Source organism: Variovorax sp. 05T418, from assembly GCF_056396385.1.
The window spans coordinates 397252-413013 of record NZ_JBFTLJ010000003.1 but is presented as its reverse complement, the minus strand read 5'-3'; the positions used below and the strand labels follow the sequence as shown (position 1 = coordinate 413013).

The following is a 15762-nucleotide window of genomic DNA, read 5'->3' as shown; positions in this document are numbered from 1 at the left end:
CTCCAGGAAAACGAACAACCCCCGCGTTCGCATGCGAGGGCGGGGCACGACGCGCGTCAGGACGCGTCCGGCTTTGTCTTGCGGCGCAGCGCGTTGAAATCCGCGCGCCGCTTGCCGAGGAAGGCACCGATGCCTTCGGCCGCCTCGGCATCGGCCTGCGATTCGACCATGTACACGGCCTCGGCATCGAGCTGCTGCTCGAGCGTGGCGCGGTGCGCCTGGCGGCACAGCGTCTTGATGCGTGCGATCGCGCGCTCGGGGCCGTCGGCCACCTTGGCCGCGAGCGCGATGGCCTCGGCCAGCGCGGCGCCCTTGTCGGTCAGCCGGTTGACCGCGCCCAGCGCATGCAGGCGCTCGGCCGTCATGCGGTCGCCGGTCAGGCACATCTCGGTCAGCACCTGGCGCGAGACGAATTCCGCAAGAAAGGCCGTGGCGCCGCCGTCGGGCGTGAGGCCGACCTTGACGTAGGCCACCGTGTAGAACGCGTCGCGCGCCGACACCAGCATGTCGCAGGCCAGCGCCATCGAGAGGCCCGCGCCCGCCGCGCCGCCTTCGACGGCCGCGATCACCGGCTTGCCGCAATCGCGGATGCCGCGGATCAGGTCGTGCAGGCCTTCGAGCTTTTCACGGCGCTCGGAGGCGGGCAGCTCGCGGCGCTTGGCCAGCAGGTTGAGGTCGCCGCCCGAGCAGAAGAAATCGCCCGCGCCGGTGAAGACGACGGCGCCCACTTCGGGGTCGTTTTGCGCATCGGCGAGCGCAGCGCTCAGCTCTGCGTACAGCGTCGGCGTGATCGCATTGCGCGCGCCCGGGTTGCTGTTGGTCAGGATGCGGACCGCGCCCTGCTGCGAGATCAAAACGGTCTTTTCGGTCATGCGGCCACCTCCTTGCCCAGCGCGATGTAGCGCTGCAGATGGTGGTCTTCGTCGCCGAGCTGGTGGTCGATCATCACGAGCCGCTTGGCGTAGTGCGGCAGCGGCAGCTCCCAGGTCATGCCGATGCCGCCGTGCATCTGGATGCTTTCTTCGGCCACCAGCGCGCCGATGCGGCCGATGCTGAACTTGGCAGCCGACAGCGCACGCTCGCGCGCCACGCGGTCGGCGCCGTCGATGGCGGCCGCGGCGTTGATCACCGCCGAACGCGCCTGTTCGATCTCGAGCAGCAGGTCGGCCATGCGGTGCTGCAGTGCCTGGAAGCTGCCGATCAGCATGCCGAACTGCTTGCGCGTGCGCAGGTAGTCGAGCGTGGCGGTCTTGGCGGCTTCCATCGCGCCGAGCGCCTCGGCGCACAGTGCGAGCACGCCGCGGCCGATGGCGCGTTCCAGCGTCGCGTGGCCCAGGCCTTCGGTGCCCAGCAGCGCGTCGGCGCCGAGCTTCACGCCGTCGAGCGCGAGTTCGGCGACGCGGCCGCCGTCGATGGCGGGGCAGCCGCGCACCGAAAGGCCCGCGGTCCTGGCAGGCACGAGGAACAGCGAGATGCCGGCTTCATCGTCGACCTTGCCCGAGCTGCGGGCCGAAACCAGGAACAGGTCGGCCTGCTCGCCCTGCGGCACCACGGCCTTGGCGCCGTGCAGCACCCAGCCGTCGCCGCTGCGCTCGGCGCGGGTCGCCACGCGCGTGCGTTCGTAGTGCGTGTCGGCTTCGTCATGCGCAAAGGCCGCGACGGTCAGGCCGTTGATGATGTCGCCGAGCTTCTCTTTCTGCGCATCGCTGCCGGCCGCGCTGAGCGCCTCGCCGACCATCACGGCACCCAGCAGCGGCTCGACCACGAGCCCGCGGCCCAGCGCCTCGAAGACCACGGCAATGTCGAAGCCGCCGCCGCCGAAGCCGCCATCGGCTTCGCTGAACAGCGCGCCGATCACGCCCAGTTCGGCGAAATTCTGGAAGATCTCCTTGCTGAAACCGTGCGCGGATTTTGCGATGCGGTCGCGCGCATCGAAGGCGTACTGCTCGGCGATGAAGCGGTTCAGGCTGTCGGCGAGCATGCGCCGGTCTTCGGTGTGTTCGAAGTTCATGTGCGTGTCTCCTTTACAGCCCGAGGATCATCTTGGAGATGATGTTCTTCTGGATTTCATTGGAGCCGCCGAAGATCGACAGCTTGCGGTTGTTGAAGTAGCGCGCGGCGGCGGCCGATGCGTAGGCCGGGCCGAAGGTTTCGCCGTCGAAGCCGTCGTGCAGCGCCTCTTCGACGAAGGGCCGGCCGTAGACGCCCATGGCGCGGCGCGCGAGCGACGAGATCTCCTGCCGGATCTCGGTGCCGCGGATCTTGAGCATCGAGCTTTCCGCGCCCGGCACGCCGCCGCCGGCCACGGCTGCGATCACGCGCAGGTTGGTGGTCTTCATGTTCTCCAGATCGATCTCGACACGCGCCATGCGTGCGGCAAATGCCGGGTCTTCGGCCAGCGGCTTGCCGTTCTTCGTCTGCGTGGCCGCAATGCCCTTGAGCTGCTCGAGCGCCGCCACCGAGAAGCCGACGCCCGCGATGTTGGTGCGCTCGTAGGTCAAAAGATACTTGGCACAGGTCCAGCCCTTGTTCTCTTCGCCGACGAGGTTCTCGGCCGGCACGCGCACGTCGGAGAAGAACACTTCGTTCACTTCATGCTCGCCGTCGAGCGTGATGATCGGCCGCACTTCCACGCCGGGCGAGGTCATGTCGATCAGGAGGAAGCTGATGCCTTCCTGCTTCTTCGCCTCGCGGTTGGTGCGCACCAGGCAGAAGATCATGTTGGCGTGCTGGCCCAGCGTGGTCCAGGTCTTCTGGCCGTTCACGATGTAGTGGTCGCCCTGGGCGTCGATGCCGCGCACGGCCGAGGTCTTCACGGCCGCCAGGTCGGAGCCCGCGCCGGGTTCCGAATAGCCCTGGCACCACCAGTCGGCGCCGTTCAGGATGCGCGGCAGCCAGTGGCGCTTCTGTGCCTCGTTGCCGTACTTGATGAGCACCGGCCCGAGCATGTTCACGCCGAAGGGCACGATGCGCGGCGCAAAGGCCAGCGCGCATTCGTGTTCGAAGATGAATTTTTCCACCGCCGTCCAGCCCGGACCGCCGTACTGCTCGGGCCAGTGATTCGCGAGCCAGCCGCGCTCGTTGAGGATGGCGTGCCATTCCTCCATATCGGCCTTGGCGAGGATCTTGCCGCCGCGCACTTTCTCGGACAGCCGCACCGGCAGTCTTGCGGCCAGGAAGGCGCGCACTTCGCTGCGGAAGGCTTCTTCTTCGGTCGTGAAATTCAGGTCCATCGCATTCCAATCAGTTGAGGACAGAGCAAAAATTGCTGCGCAATTTCTTGGTCTGTCCCGCAAGGTTTCAAAATATTTCGAACAGGCCCGCCGCGCCCATGCCGCCGGCAATGCACATCGTGACCACCGCGTACTTCGCGCCGCGGCGCCTGCCTTCGATCAGCACGTGGCCCGTGAGGCGCGCGCCGGTCATGCCGAAGGGGTGGCCGATGGAGATCGCGCCGCCGTTCACGTTGAGCAGTTCCGACGGAATGCCGAGCTTCTCCTGGCAGTAGATCGACTGCGAGGCGAAGGCTTCGTTGAGTTCCCAGAGGCCGATGTCCTCGACCTTCAGGCCATGGCGCGCGAGCAGCTTGGGCACCGCGAACACCGGGCCAATGCCCATCTCGTCGGGCTCGCAGCCGGCCACCGCAAGGCCGCGGAATGCGCCGAGGGGCTTGAGGTTGGCACGCTCCGCGTCCTTCGCTTCCATCAGCACGCAGGCCGAGGCGCCGTCGGACAGCTGCGAGGCGTTGCCGGCCGTGATGAACTTGTCGTCGCCCATCACGGGCTTGAGCTTGGCGAGCGCCTCGTAGGTGGTGCCGCGGCGGTTGCAGTTGTCTTCGGTGGCGGTGACTTCGCGGTAGCTGACTTCCTTGGTCTCCTTGTCGGTCACGGCCATGGTGGTGGTGCAGGCGACGATCTCGTCCCTGTAGCGGCCGGCGAGCTGGGCCTCTTCGGTCTTGCGCTGGCTCTCGGCCGAGAAGCGGTCCTGCGCCTCGCGGCTGATGCCGTAGCGCTGGGCCACGATGTCGGCGGTCTCGATCATCGCCATGTAGAGCGCGGGCTTGTGCTGGACGATCCACGGGTCCATGCCGCTGTCGCCGGCATCGGTGGCGCTGCGGCTGCGGATCTGCGAGATGCTCTCGACGCCGCCCGCGATCATGGCCGGCGCGCCGTCCACCACGATGCGGCCCGCGGCCATGGCGATCGCCTGCAGGCCCGAGGCGCAGAAGCGGTTGACGGTGGTGCCGGCGATCGAGATCGGCAGCCCCGCGCGGATGATGCTCTGGCGCGCGATGTTGCGGCCCGTGGTGCCTTCGGGGTAGCCGCAGCCGAGGATCGCGTCCTCGATCAGCGCGGGGTCCAGGCCCGAGCGCTCGACAGCGGCCTTGACCGCAAAGGCCGCGAGCGTGGGGCCCGGCGTGATGTTGAATTCGCCGCGGTGCGCCTTGGTGAGCGGAGTGCGGGCGGTGGAAACGATGACGGCTTCGCGCATGGGGGATGTCTCCTGGACGGCTGGCTCTGGTTACTCGGATTGGTTCAGGCTCGCGAAATCGGCGCCGCGCTCGACCAGCTCCACCAGCAGCGGCGAGGGCTTCCAGAAGATCGGGTCGGCCTTGGCGAATTCGCGGATGTCGGCCAGCACCTTCGGCAGGCCCACGGTGTCGGCGTACTTCATCGGGCCGCCGCGGTGCCGCGGAAAGCCGTAGCCGTAGAGGAAGGTCACGTCCACGTCGAGCGGGCGCAGCGCGATGCGCTGGAGCACGACGTTGGCGCCCTCGTTGATCATCGCGGCCATGTAGCGGCGCATGATTTCTTCCTCGGTGAAGGTGCGCGGCTTGATGCCCGCGCGCTCGCGCTCGGCGTCGATGATGGCCAGCACCTCGGGGTCGGGCTGGCCGGTGCGGGCGCCCTCGGGGTACAGGTAGTAGCCGCGCTGCGTCTTCTGGCCGAACCAGCCGCGCTCGCAGATGCGGTCGGCAATCTGCACGTAGCGCGCCTGCGGATCGCGCGTGGCGGCCTTGCGCTTGCGCGTGGCCCAGCCGATGTCGCCGCCCGCGAGGTCGGACACCTGGAACGGCCCCATCGGGTAGCCGAAGTTGCGCACGGCCTCGTCGATCTGGTAGGGCGACGCGCCGTCTTCCATCATGTGGTCGGCGGCCTGGCGGTACACCGCGAGGATGCGGTTGCCGATGAAGCCGTCGCACACGCCGGCGCGCACCGGCACCTTCTTCAATTTCTTCGCGAGCTCGAAGCCGGTCGCGACCACGTCGGCGCTCACCTTGGCGGGCACCACGATCTCCAGCAGCTTCATGATGTTGGCCGGCGAGAAGAAGTGCAGGCCCACCACGTCCTGCGGACGCGAAATGCTCTCGGCGATCTCGTCGATGTCCAGGTACGAGGTGTTGGTGGCGAGCACCGCGCCGCGCTTGCAGACGCGGTCGAGCTCGGCGAACACGGCCTTCTTCACGCCCATGTCCTCGAACACCGCTTCGACCACGATGTCGACCTGCGCGAGCGCGTCATAAGACGTGGAGCCCGAGAAGCGCGCCATCACGGCGGTCTTGGCCTCGGGCGTCATGCGGCCCTTCTTGATGAGGCCGTCGTACACCTTCTCGACATGCTGGCGGCCGCGCGCGAGGCTGGGCTCGTCGCGCTCGATCATGGTCACGGGCAGGCCCGCGTCGAGCATTGCCACCGCGATGCCCGCGCCCATGGTGCCGCCGCCGACGATGCCGGCCGATGCAAGCGCGCGCGGCGCGGCGGACCGGGTCTCGGGCGCCTTCAGCACTTCGCGCTCGGCGAAGAAGGCGTGGATCAGGCCGGCGCGCTGCGGGCTGTCGATGCACTGCAGGAACAGCTTGCGCTCCAGCGCCATGCCTTCGTCGAAAGGCAGCGTGAGCGCGGCCTCGACGGCTTCGATGATCTTCATCGGCGAGAACAGGCCGCGGCTCTTCTTCGCGGTGTCGGCGCGCGCGGCTTCGAGCGCGGCGCGGCTGGCTTCCTTGTCGGCCAGGCCGCCAGCCTCGCGCGTGCGGCGCACCGGCGCCTTGGCGGCCACGAGTTCCTGCGCGTAGGCCAGGCCTTCGGCGCGCGCATCGGCCTCGTTGCCGAGCCGGTCCACGAGGCCGAGCGACAGCGCTTCCTTCGCGCCCGCGTGGCGGCCGCTGAGCATCAGTTCGAGCGCGGGCTTCACGCCGATCAGGCGCGGCGCGCGTTGCGTGCCGCCCGAGCCGGGCAACAGGCCGAGCTGCACTTCGGGCAGGCCGAGCTTGGCGGTGGGCGAGGCGATGCGGTAGTGCGCCGACAGCGCCACTTCGAGCCCGCCGCCGAGCGCAGCGCCGTGGATGGCGGCAACCACCGGCTTGCTGCAGTTCTCGATAGCAAGGCACACCTCGGGCAGCGAGGGCGGCTGCGGCGTCTTGCCGAACTCGCGGATGTCGGCGCCTGCGATGAAGTTGCGGCCCGCGCCGACGATCAGCACCGCGGCCGCGGCGCCGTCGGCCTCGGCCGCCTCGATGGCGGCCACGAGGCCGCGGCGCACATCCACGCCCAGGGCGTTGACGGGCGGGTTGTCGATGGTCACCACGAACACGTCGCCAAGACGCTCGAAGCTGACGGGACCGGAAGACGTGGAAGGGCTGGAGGTTGTGGTGGCCATGTGCTTGTCTTGTCTCTTGCGTGGCGAGCCCTGCTGCAAACGCGAGGGGCCCGAGGCTCTGGGGGTGAACCCCGCATTCTTGGCCGGTGCCGGTGCTTTGACAATTGCATAGACCATTGACAGACTGTCAAAGAATTTTTGACACAATCGGCCCATGGATCTCCAATCGCTGACCCTGCTGGTGGAAATCCTTGACGCCGGCAACCTGAGCGCGGCCGCGCGCCGGCTCAAGATGAGCCGCGCCAACGTCAGCTACCACCTGAACCAGCTCGAGCGCTCGGTCGGCGCCCAGCTGGTGCGGCGCACCACGCGCCGCGCCGAACCGACCGAGATCGGCCTGCGCCTGTACCAGCACGGCGTGGCGATCCAGGCCGAGCTGCTGGCCGCGAAGGAATCGGTCACCACGCTGGGCCAGGGCCTGCAGGGCCGCGTGCGCCTGAGCGTGCCCAGCGGCTACGGCCAGCTGGTGATGGCCGGCTGGCTGATCGACTTCAAGCGGCAGTACCCGGGCATCGTGCTCGACGTGGTGTTCGAGAACCGCATCGAGGACCTGCTGCGCGACGAGGTCGACATCGCGATCCGCGTGATTCCAGAGCCGCCGCAGAACCTGGTGGCGCGCGAGATGGGGCCGGTGCGCTATGTGGCCTGCGCTTCAAGCGGCTATGCACAGAAGCATCCGCTGCCGGTGCAGCTCGACGAACTGCAGGGCGCGCCCGTGGTCACGGCCGCTGTCATCGGCCGGCAGCTGCGCGTGTCGGCCTACCAGGGCCAGAATCTGGGAGAGGTGCGGCGCGAGGTGATCCTGGAGCCGACGCTGATCTCGGAGAACTTCTTGTTCCTGCGCCAGGCCATCCTCGCGGGCCTGGGCATCGGCCTGGTGCCCGACTACGTGGTGCAGGAGGACGTGCGCAAGGGCGACGTGGTGACCACGCTGGACGACTGGCGCCTCAGCATCTTCGGCACGCAGATGTTCATGCTCTACATGCCCAACCGGCAGCACACGCGGGCAATCCGCACCTTCATCGATTTCATCCTGGAGCGGGTGCGGGTGCCCGGCGCTGAATCGGTTGATCAGTCGCAGCGGTAGGAAGCGCACGCAGGCCCGGTGACCATCGGCATGTTTTCTGCTGTACTCCGCCGCATGAACGATGCAGCTTTCCTCGCCCCGATGCCGCTCGCGGTGCAACCGCTGACACCCCAGGCTTTCGCGCCCTACGGCACGGTGCTGGCCGCGCCCGCCGGCAAGAAGGGCCGCCCGATCAATGGCGGCAATGCCGAACGCTTCGACCTTGTCGGCGACCTGCAGCTCGGCGCGCAGGGCGGCCGGCCGATGCTCGCGCTGTTCCGTGCGCAGGCGCGGCGTTTTCCGCATGAAGTCACGGAGATGGAGCGCCACGCGCTCGGCAGCCAGACTTTCGTGCCCTTGGGAGAAAGGCGCTTCGTCATCGTCGTGGCGCCGGCCGGCGAGGCGCCCGCGCCCGCTGCGCTCGCTGCGTTCGTGACCGACGGGCTGCAGGGCGTGACACTCGCGCCCGGCACCTGGCACCACGCGCTGCTGGCGGTGGATGCGGGCGACTTCGTGGTGGTGGAGCGGGCCGCGGCGAGTGTCGATTGCGATACCTGCGCGCTGGCGGCGCGGGTGGTCGTCGATTGGCGCGACTAACTAGGCGCGCTTGCCGGCCGGCTTCTTTGTCTTCAGGCCTTGCGCCGCGAGAACGGCTTCCCTTGCCAAGGCCGCCAGTGCCTCATGGTCCTCGATGATCTCGATGGGAACCTCGAAATACTTGCGCACCTGGACCCGCCGCGCCTTCGTGTCGTAGGCAAAGCAGGTGCTGCCCAGCTTCTCGTACCTGGGCCGCGTGTCCTTGTCCACGACGAAGTAGAGGCTGCCGCCCATGACCATCGCGAACTGCGTGGCGTGGGCCGAGAGGCCGGTGCCGCCGAAGAAGCGGTTTGTCGTGATGCCGTCGATTCCGGAGAGCCGGTCGACGATGAAATCCACGAATTGCGGCGAGGCCTGCGACATGTTGCTGTTCCTGCGCTCAACGCATGATGGAAGGCCGCAGTGTCGCCCAAGTCAGGGCCAGGGCGCGATGGCCGCGTCAGCCGCCGGCAATGCGCTCCGCCAGCCCGATCAACGACCGGTCCGACCCCGCCGGTCCGAGCAGCGAAATGCCCAGCGGCGCACCGTGGCGCTGCGCGAGCGGCATCGACAATTGCGGAAAGCCGGCAAGGCCCGCAATGCACAGCATCCGGATCGCGCGGTTGCGGTAGTCCTCCAGGCCGGCCTCGCCTTCGCTGCGCAGCGGCGCGATGTCGGGCATGGTCGGCATCAGCAGCACGCCGTCGCTGCCGAGCAGCTTGGCCAAGTGGCTGCGGAAAGCGATGCGGAAGGCGCGGCCCGCGACGATCTGCGCATCGGTCACGCCGCGCGACCAGGCGAAGCGCTCGGCCACGCCCGGGCCCAGCGGCGGCGCGTAGCGCTCGATCAGCGGGCCGTCGGTGAGCCAGGCCTCGTGCGACTGCACGTAGCGGAAGTTCCAGTACATCGCGTCGAAGGAGTCGAGCGCGACCTCGATGCCCGCCGCATCGCCGAGCACGCGCTGCGCGCGCGCGGCCGCATCCGCCAGCGCGTCGGCCGCGGCCGGCACCGCGAGCGACCACACGTCCTCGGGCCGCAGCAGCCGCACGCGCGCGGGCAGCGCGGCCGTGTCGGCACCCAGCAGCACGTCGGCCACGCGCGCGAAGGTGCCGATGTCGCGCGCGAACCAGCCGCAGGTGTCGAGGCTGGGCGCAAGGTCGAGCGCGCCTTCGAGGCTCACGCGGCCATGCGTGGGGCGCAGGCCGTACAGGCCGCAGTGGTTGGCCGGCGCGCGCACCGAGCCGCCGGTGTCGGTGCCGAGCGCAAAGTCGCACAGGCCCGATGACACGGCCGAGGCCGAGCCCGACGACGAGCCGCCGGTGATGCGGTCCTTGGCCGCGCCGTTGATCGGCGCCCCGAAGTGCGCGTTGTTGCCGTTCATCGAGAACGCGAGTTCGTCGGTCACGGTCTTGCCCGCGAAGCGCGCGCCCGCATCGAGCAGCTTCTGCACGGTGGGCGCGGTGCGGGTCTTGATGCCCGACATCGCCAGCACGATCGGGCTGCCGCCGCCGGTGGGATAGCCGGCCACGTCGAACAGGTCCTTGGCTGCAAAGCGCAGGTCGGCCAGCGGGCCGGTGGGCGCATGCGGCACCGGCGCGTCGGGGTACGGAACGAAGGCGTGGGCGGGGTCGTGCAGGGGCATGGCGTGTCGTGGTGTGTGCGTGTGCAGGTGCGGCTCAGGCGGCCAGCGTGGGTGCGATGGCGGCAGCGGCATCGGTATGGATGCAGCGCGCGCGGTGCTTCGGCGCAAGCTCGACCACCGGCGGCTGCGCGGCGCGGCAGGCATCGGTGGCGAGCGTGCAGCGTTCGGCAAAGGCGCAGCCGGGCGGCAGCGCCGACAGGTCGGGCGGCGCGCCGCCGATGGTCTCCAGCCGCGCGCCGCGCGCCAGAGCGCCGTGCGCGCGGCTCTTGAGCAGCGCGATGGTGTAGGGGTGGCGCGGCGAGCGGATCAGCTCGCGCGCCGTGCCTTCCTCGACGATGCGGCCCGCATACATCACGGCGATGCGGTCGGCCACCTCGACCGCGGCGCCAATGTCGTGCGTGACGAAGATCACCGACAGGCCGAGGTCGCGCTGCAGTTCGCGCAGCAGCAGCAGGATCTGGATCTGCACCGTGGCGTCGAGCGCGGTGGTCGGCTCGTCGGCCAGCAGCAACTGGGGTTTGCATGCCAGCGCCAGCGCGATCATCGCACGCTGCCGCATGCCGCCCGACATCTCGTGCGGATAGGCTGCCAGGCGCCGCTCGGGGCTCGGGATGCGCACGCGTTCGAACAGCGCAAGCGCACGCTGCTGCGCCTCGGCCGCCGTGGCCTTCCTGTCGTGCCGGCGGATCGACTCGACGATCTGCGCGCCGACCGAATACACCGGATCGAGCGCGAGCAGCGGCTCCTGGAAGATCATCGAGGCGACCTTGCCGCGGAAGTCGTCGAGCTCGCGCGCGGGCATCGCGAGCACGTCGCGCCCGGCCACCTGCACCTGCCCGCCGATGCGCGTGCGGCGCTCGGGATGCAGGCGCAGCAGCGTGCGCAGCGTCACGCTCTTGCCGGAGCCCGATTCGCCGATCAGCGCGACCACCTCGCCGCGCTGCACCTCCAGGCTCACGCCGCTCACCGCATGCACGGGCTTGCGGCCGCCGCTGAACGTGACACTGAGGTCGCGCAGGCGGACCATCGGCTCGGAGGAGGAAGAGGTCGGGTTGCTCATCGTTGTCGTCATCATGCGTTCAGGCCGCCCGGGCCAGCGGCACGGCCATCGGATGTCCGCTGCCGGGCTCGTGGACCAGGCAGCTCGCCGCATGCCGCGCGCCGGTGGCGATGGGCTCGGGCACGATCTGGCTGCACACCGGTGCGGCCAGCGCGCAGCGCGGATGGAAGCGGCAGCCCGTGGGCGGGTTGATCGGGTTCGGCGGGTCGCCGGCCAGCGCCGCTTGCTCGGTGCGGTGATCGGGGTCCATCGAGGGCATCGACGAGAGCAGCGCGCGGGTGTAGGGATGCGCCGGCGCATCGTAGAGCGCGTCGGCCGGACCGATCTCGGCCACCTGGCCCAGGTACATGACCATCACGCGGTCGCTCACGTAGCGCACCACGTTGAGGTCGTGGCTGATGAAAAGATAGGTGAGGCCGAATTCGGCCTTGAGGTCGAGCAGCAGGTTGATGACCTGCGCCTCCACCGACTTGTCGAGCGCCGACACGGCCTCGTCGAGGATCACCATGCGCGGCTGCAGCGCGAGCGCGCGCGCGATGTTGACGCGCTGGCGCTGGCCGCCCGAGAGTTCGTGCGGATAGCGTTCGGCAAAGCGCTGCGGCTCGAGCCCGACGCGCGCGAGCAGGTCGCGCGCACGCGCCACGGCCTCGCGCCGGCCGACGCCGTGCACCTGCGGACCGAAAGCCACCGAGTCCTCGATGGTGAGGCGCGGGTTGAGCGAGGCGTAGCTGTCCTGGAACACCATCTGCACCTGGCGCCTGAACTCCTTGAGCGGCAGTTCGCGCCCGCCGACTTCGCGGCCGTCGAAGATCACTTCGCCCCGCGTTGGTGCAATCAGCTGCATCAGCAGCCGCGCGGTGGTCGACTTGCCGCAACCCGATTCGCCGACCACGCCGAGCGTTTCGCCTTTGAGCACTTCGAAGTCGACCCCATCGACCGCGCGCACCACGCCACCGCCGCGGCCCAGCGGATCTTTCTTGAGCGGAAAGTGCTTGACCAGGCCGGTGATGGTGAGCAGCGGTTGTGCGGGGCCGCCGATGTCTTTCAGTGCGTCCATGGTGTCCTTTGTCGCTCTTGTTTTTGCGCTGTTGTTTGTTCTTGGCGCTCTTGTTCGGGGCGCGTGCACAGGCCACCGGGTACTCCCCTCCGCGAATGTCCCCCGTCGGCGGGAGCGCGCCCCGAACAAAGAACCTCAAACACAACGCAAAGCATCCTCACCCCTTGTTGTCCATCGCCGACCGCAACCCATCGGACAAAAGATTGAAGGAGATCGACGTGATGAAGATCATCGCGCCCGGCAACGCGGCGACCCACGGCTGCACATAGATCGCGGTGCGCAGCGTGTTGAGCATCAGGCCCCACTCCGGCTCCGGCGGCTTCACGCCCAGGCCCAGGAACGACAGGCCCGAGGCCAGGATCATCGACACCGCGATCAGACTCGTTGCGTAGACGAAGATCGGACCGAGCACATTGCCCAGCACATGCACCCGCACGATCGTGAACGGGTTCGCGCCCGAGGCGCGCGCCGCCTCCACGTAGTCGCGCGTGCGCACCTGCGTCGTCACGCTCTCGGCCACGCGCGCGATCTGCGGAATGAAGACGATGGTCAGCGAGATCAGCGAATTGACCACGCCCGCGCCCAGCGTGCCCGACAGCGCAATGGCCAGCAGCACCGAGGGAAAGGCGTAGAACACGTCGATGGTGCGCATGATCAGCGTGTTGGTGAAGCCGCCCGCATAGCCCGCAACGATGCCGATCACTGTGCCGAGCACGAAGGCGCAGATCACCGGCGTGATGCCGATGAACAGCGACAGCCGTGCGCCGACGATCAGGCGCGACAGCATGTCGCGGCCCAGTTCGTCGCTGCCGAAGGGCAGGCCCTCGGTGCCGATCGGCTTGAGCCGCTTGAGCATCGACGAGGCGTAAGGATCGGCCGGCGCGAGCCACGGGCCGAACACGGCCAGGCCGATCAGCAGCAGAACCACCAAGGCGGCACCCATCGCGACCGGATCGCGCGTGAAGCGCAGCAGCGCCGAGGTCCAGTAGCCGCGGGAGCATTGCATCGGCGGCAGCGGCTTCACGTCGGCGGCGGCGGAGGAAGAAGAAGAGGGGAGGGGCAGTGCGCTCATGTCTTCAGGCCCGAGCGATGCGCGGGTCGAGCAGCGTCTGCAGCACGTCGACCAGCAGGTTGAGCAACACGAAGAACAGCGCCAGCACCAGGATGGTTCCCTGCAGCAGCGGCAGGTCGCGCTGGAAGATCGCGGAGTTCAACAGAAAGCCGGTGCCGGGCCACGAGAACACGGTCTCGATCAGGATCGAGCCGCCCAGCAGGTAGCCCAGCTGCAGGCCCATCACCGCGAGCGCGGTGGGCGCCGCGTTCTTCACCATGTGGCGGAACACGCCCCAGTGCGTGAGGCCCTTGGCGCGCAGGCCGACGATGAATTCCTGGTCGAGGATGTCGGCCACCAGCGCGCGCACGGTGCGCGCGATGATGCCCATGGGAATCACCGACATCGTGAGGGCCGGCAGGATCAGGAACTGCAGGTGCGCCCAGTCCCAGGCCCAGTCGCTCGAGCCGCCCGGGCCTGCGCCGGTGGCGGGCAGCCACATGAGCTGCGACGAGAACACGATCACCATCACCATGCCCAGCCAGTAGTGCGGCACGCTCACGCCCAGCACCGACAGCATCGAGGCAAGGCGGTCGAGCCATGAGTTGCGGAAGTAGCCGGCCACGAAACCGAACAGGCAGCCCAGCACGAAGCCGATGAAGGTCGCCACCACCGCGAGTCGCAGCGTGTTGCCCACGGCCGTGAACACCTCGCCCGCCACGGCGCGGTTGCTTGCGATGGACACGCCCAGGTCGCCATGCAGCGCACGCCAGACCCACATCGCGAACTGCTCGGGCAGCGAACGGTTGAAGCCGTAGAGCTCGCGCAGCTGCGCCTGCAGGTCGGCCGAGGCGTCGGGCGGCAGGATCGACACCAGCGGATCGCCCGGCGCGATGTGCACCAGCAGAAAACACACCAGCGCCACGCCGACCATGATCGGCACGGCGTAGACGATGCGGCGCAACAGATAGGCGAGCATCAGTCCATCGTCATGGTGGCGATGTCGATGAACCAGCTCTTGGGCTGGACGACGTTCTTGACCTTGGCCGACATCGCGCGCGGCCCCACGTCATGCGCGATCCAGACGAAGGGCGCGTCGTCCACGATGTGCGTATGCAGCCTGGCCAGCGCAGCGTCGCGCGCCTTGTCGTCGAAGCTGGTGCGCGCATCGGCCACGAGCTTGTCGACTTCGGCGTTGCCGTAGTAGCCCCAGTTGTTGGACACCGGCGGAAAGGCCTTGGTGCTCACGAAGCGCACCATCGCGAAGAACGGGTCCATCGCCGCGAAGCTGATGTTGACCGCGTTGGCGCTGTTGGCCGAGGGGTCCTTCGCGCCCTTGCGCCAGTTGGTGAAGAGCGTGTTCCATTCGATCACGTCGAACTGCACGTCGAAGAAGCACTGCTTGAGCGACTGCTGCGCGAACTCGTTCATCGGCAGCGGCTGCATCTGGCCCGAGCCCGAGGCGGAGATCTGCACCTTCACCTTGATGGGCTTGGCGGCCGAATAGCCGGCCTGCGTCATCAGCGCCTGGGCGGCCTTCACGTCGTACTTGATGTCGAAACCCGGCGTGCCGAACCACGGATGGCCCGGCGGCACCGTACCCTTGGGCTCGGCCATCATGCCGCCGAGCAGCTGCTTCATGCCGCCGCGGTCGATGCACAGGTTGGCGGCCTGGCGCACGCGCTTGTCGAGCCAGGGCGACCCCTCGGCAAACGACAGCTGCCACGGCCACACATGCGGCTGCGCGTTGGAATAGATCTTGAAGCCGCGCTGCGTGATCTGCGCCATGGCGTCGGGCGCGGGCGCCTCGATCCAGTCGACCTGGCCGCCCAGCAGCGCGGCGGTGCGCGCATTGGCCTCGGGCATCGGCAGCATCACGACCTTGTCGATCTTGGGCACGCGCTTCGCGTCCCAGTAGGCCTTGTTGGCGGCCAGCTCCAGGCGTTCGCGCGCCACGAAGCGCGTGACCTTGAACGGGCCCGAGCCCGCGGGGTCGGCCGCGAAGGCGGTCCATGCGGCCTTGGACTTGTCGGCGGGCGTGGCGCCGGCCGCGGCGTCGAATTTCTTCTGCCACTGCGCGGGCGAGGCCATGAACAGGTTGCTCAGGTTGATCGGCAGGAAGGCGTCGGGCTCGCTCGTGGCGAGCTCGACCGTCATGTCGTCGATCTTGCGCGCGGTGCGCAGCGTGGGCATGCGCGATGCGGTCACGCCGACCTGGCTGGGATCGAACTGCGGCGCGTCCTTGTCGAGCACCTTCTGCACGTTCCACACCACCGCGTCGGCATTGAAGGCCGAGCCGTCATGGAACTTGACGCCGGGGCGCAGCTTGAAGACCCACCTGGTCTTGTCCTTGGCGTCGACGGCCCAGGAACTGGCCAGTGCCGGGATCAGCACGCTCGGCGCGTCGGCCTTGGACAGGTCCCACTGCGTGAGCGAGTCGTAGATCGGAATGCCGGTGAAGCGGTTGCCTTCGAAGCCCTGGTCGGGCTGGCCGAGCGTGCGCGGAATGTCGGCCGCGGTCATGGCGATGCGCAGCGTCTTCTCCTGGGCCAGGGCCGGCGTTGCGAAGGCCAGGGTGGCGAGCACCGCGCAGGCGGCCAGGGGTTTCAGGATCGAGGCAGGAACGGCACGCTTCACAGGAGCTCCTAGGGGT

14 protein-coding genes are annotated in these 15762 nt (G+C 68.6%); 2 read left to right on the top strand and 12 right to left on the bottom strand.

Going from position 1 to position 15762, the window contains the following annotated elements:
* Positions 1–56: 56 nt before the first annotated feature.
* The 5 genes from AC1DMS_RS07925 to AC1DMS_RS07905 all read right to left on the bottom strand — a co-directional run bounded on the left by AC1DMS_RS07925 (position 57) and on the right by AC1DMS_RS07905 (position 6657).
* Entirely contained in the window at positions 57–872 is an 816-nt protein-coding gene (locus tag AC1DMS_RS07925; RefSeq protein ID WP_018903688.1) for an oxepin-CoA hydrolase, alternative type, read from the bottom strand.
* The gene (locus AC1DMS_RS07920) at positions 869–2011 is read right to left on the bottom strand and encodes an acyl-CoA dehydrogenase family protein (RefSeq protein WP_018903687.1); all 1143 of its coding nucleotides are present in this window, start codon (positions 2009–2011) and stop codon (positions 869–871) included. The genes AC1DMS_RS07925 and AC1DMS_RS07920 overlap by 4 nt, the downstream gene beginning before the upstream one ends.
* Before the next feature lie 13 nt (positions 2012–2024).
* Complete coding sequence (locus AC1DMS_RS07915; protein WP_018903686.1) at positions 2025–3233, bottom strand: acyl-CoA dehydrogenase family protein; 1209 nt, start codon at positions 3231–3233, stop codon at positions 2025–2027.
* A gap of 67 nt (positions 3234–3300) precedes the next feature.
* Complete coding sequence (locus tag AC1DMS_RS07910; RefSeq protein ID WP_018903685.1) at positions 3301–4491, bottom strand: acetyl-CoA C-acyltransferase; 1191 nt, start codon at positions 4489–4491, stop codon at positions 3301–3303.
* Positions 4492–4521: 30 nt separating this feature from the next.
* Entirely contained in the window at positions 4522–6657 is a 2136-nt protein-coding gene (locus AC1DMS_RS07905) for a 3-hydroxyacyl-CoA dehydrogenase NAD-binding domain-containing protein (RefSeq protein ID WP_018903684.1), read from the bottom strand.
* 154 nt (positions 6658–6811) lie between these two features.
* Here AC1DMS_RS07905 and AC1DMS_RS07900 point away from each other — a divergent pair, with 154 nt between their 5' ends.
* Both AC1DMS_RS07900 and AC1DMS_RS07895 read left to right on the top strand, forming a co-directional pair.
* Positions 6812–7744, top strand: a complete 933-nt coding sequence (locus AC1DMS_RS07900; protein ID WP_012745998.1) for a LysR family transcriptional regulator — start codon at positions 6812–6814, stop codon at positions 7742–7744.
* Between the two features lie 54 nt (positions 7745–7798).
* Positions 7799–8320, top strand: a complete 522-nt coding sequence (locus AC1DMS_RS07895; protein ID WP_012745999.1) for an ureidoglycolate lyase — start codon at positions 7799–7801, stop codon at positions 8318–8320.
* Here AC1DMS_RS07895 and AC1DMS_RS07890 read toward each other — a convergent pair whose 3' ends face one another.
* From AC1DMS_RS07890 to AC1DMS_RS07860, 7 genes are all read right to left on the bottom strand, one after another.
* Positions 8321–8683 (bottom strand): TfoX/Sxy family protein, encoded by a 363-nt coding sequence (locus tag AC1DMS_RS07890; protein WP_012746000.1) that lies wholly within the window; start codon positions 8681–8683, stop codon positions 8321–8323.
* 76 nt (positions 8684–8759) lie between these two features.
* Entirely contained in the window at positions 8760–9941 is a 1182-nt protein-coding gene (locus AC1DMS_RS07885) for an amidase (protein WP_018903681.1), read from the bottom strand.
* Between the two features lie 34 nt (positions 9942–9975).
* The gene (locus AC1DMS_RS07880) at positions 9976–11013 is read right to left on the bottom strand and encodes an ABC transporter ATP-binding protein (RefSeq protein WP_369664473.1); all 1038 of its coding nucleotides are present in this window, start codon (positions 11011–11013) and stop codon (positions 9976–9978) included.
* 7 nt (positions 11014–11020) lie between these two features.
* On the bottom strand, positions 11021–12058 hold the full coding sequence (locus AC1DMS_RS07875) for an ABC transporter ATP-binding protein (RefSeq protein WP_369664213.1): 1038 nt from the start codon (positions 12056–12058) through the stop codon (positions 11021–11023).
* Positions 12059–12215: 157 nt separating this feature from the next.
* Positions 12216–13130, bottom strand: a complete 915-nt coding sequence (locus AC1DMS_RS07870; protein WP_369664214.1) for an ABC transporter permease — start codon at positions 13128–13130, stop codon at positions 12216–12218.
* Between the two features lie 4 nt (positions 13131–13134).
* The gene (locus AC1DMS_RS07865; protein WP_018903677.1) at positions 13135–14088 is read right to left on the bottom strand and encodes an ABC transporter permease; all 954 of its coding nucleotides are present in this window, start codon (positions 14086–14088) and stop codon (positions 13135–13137) included.
* A complete protein-coding gene (locus tag AC1DMS_RS07860) occupies positions 14088–15746 on the bottom strand; it encodes an ABC transporter substrate-binding protein (protein ID WP_018903676.1) in 1659 nt (552 codons plus the stop codon). The genes AC1DMS_RS07865 and AC1DMS_RS07860 overlap by 1 nt, the downstream gene beginning before the upstream one ends.
* Positions 15747–15762 lie beyond the last annotated feature (16 nt).

Coding starts and splice junctions, on each gene's coding strand:
- AC1DMS_RS07925 (WP_018903688.1), bottom strand. CDS start 872: ATGACCGAAAAGACCGTTTTGATCTCGCAGCAGGGCGCGGTCCGCATC.
- AC1DMS_RS07920 (WP_018903687.1), bottom strand. CDS start 2,011: ATGAACTTCGAACACACCGAAGACCGGCGCATGCTCGCCGACAGCCTG.
- AC1DMS_RS07915 (WP_018903686.1), bottom strand. CDS start 3,233: ATGGACCTGAATTTCACGACCGAAGAAGAAGCCTTCCGCAGCGAAGTG.
- AC1DMS_RS07910 (WP_018903685.1), bottom strand. CDS start 4,491: ATGCGCGAAGCCGTCATCGTTTCCACCGCCCGCACTCCGCTCACCAAG.
- AC1DMS_RS07905 (WP_018903684.1), bottom strand. CDS start 6,657: ATGGCCACCACAACCTCCAGCCCTTCCACGTCTTCCGGTCCCGTCAGC.
- AC1DMS_RS07900 (WP_012745998.1), top strand. CDS start 6,812: ATGGATCTCCAATCGCTGACCCTGCTGGTGGAAATCCTTGACGCCGGC.
- AC1DMS_RS07895 (WP_012745999.1), top strand. CDS start 7,799: ATGAACGATGCAGCTTTCCTCGCCCCGATGCCGCTCGCGGTGCAACCG.
- AC1DMS_RS07890 (WP_012746000.1), bottom strand. CDS start 8,683: ATGTCGCAGGCCTCGCCGCAATTCGTGGATTTCATCGTCGACCGGCTC.
- AC1DMS_RS07885 (WP_018903681.1), bottom strand. CDS start 9,941: ATGCCCCTGCACGACCCCGCCCACGCCTTCGTTCCGTACCCCGACGCG.
- AC1DMS_RS07880 (WP_369664473.1), bottom strand. CDS start 11,013: ATGACGACAACGATGAGCAACCCGACCTCTTCCTCCTCCGAGCCGATG.
- AC1DMS_RS07875 (WP_369664213.1), bottom strand. CDS start 12,058: ATGGACGCACTGAAAGACATCGGCGGCCCCGCACAACCGCTGCTCACC.
- AC1DMS_RS07870 (WP_369664214.1), bottom strand. CDS start 13,130: ATGAGCGCACTGCCCCTCCCCTCTTCTTCTTCCTCCGCCGCCGCCGAC.
- AC1DMS_RS07865 (WP_018903677.1), bottom strand. CDS start 14,088: ATGCTCGCCTATCTGTTGCGCCGCATCGTCTACGCCGTGCCGATCATG.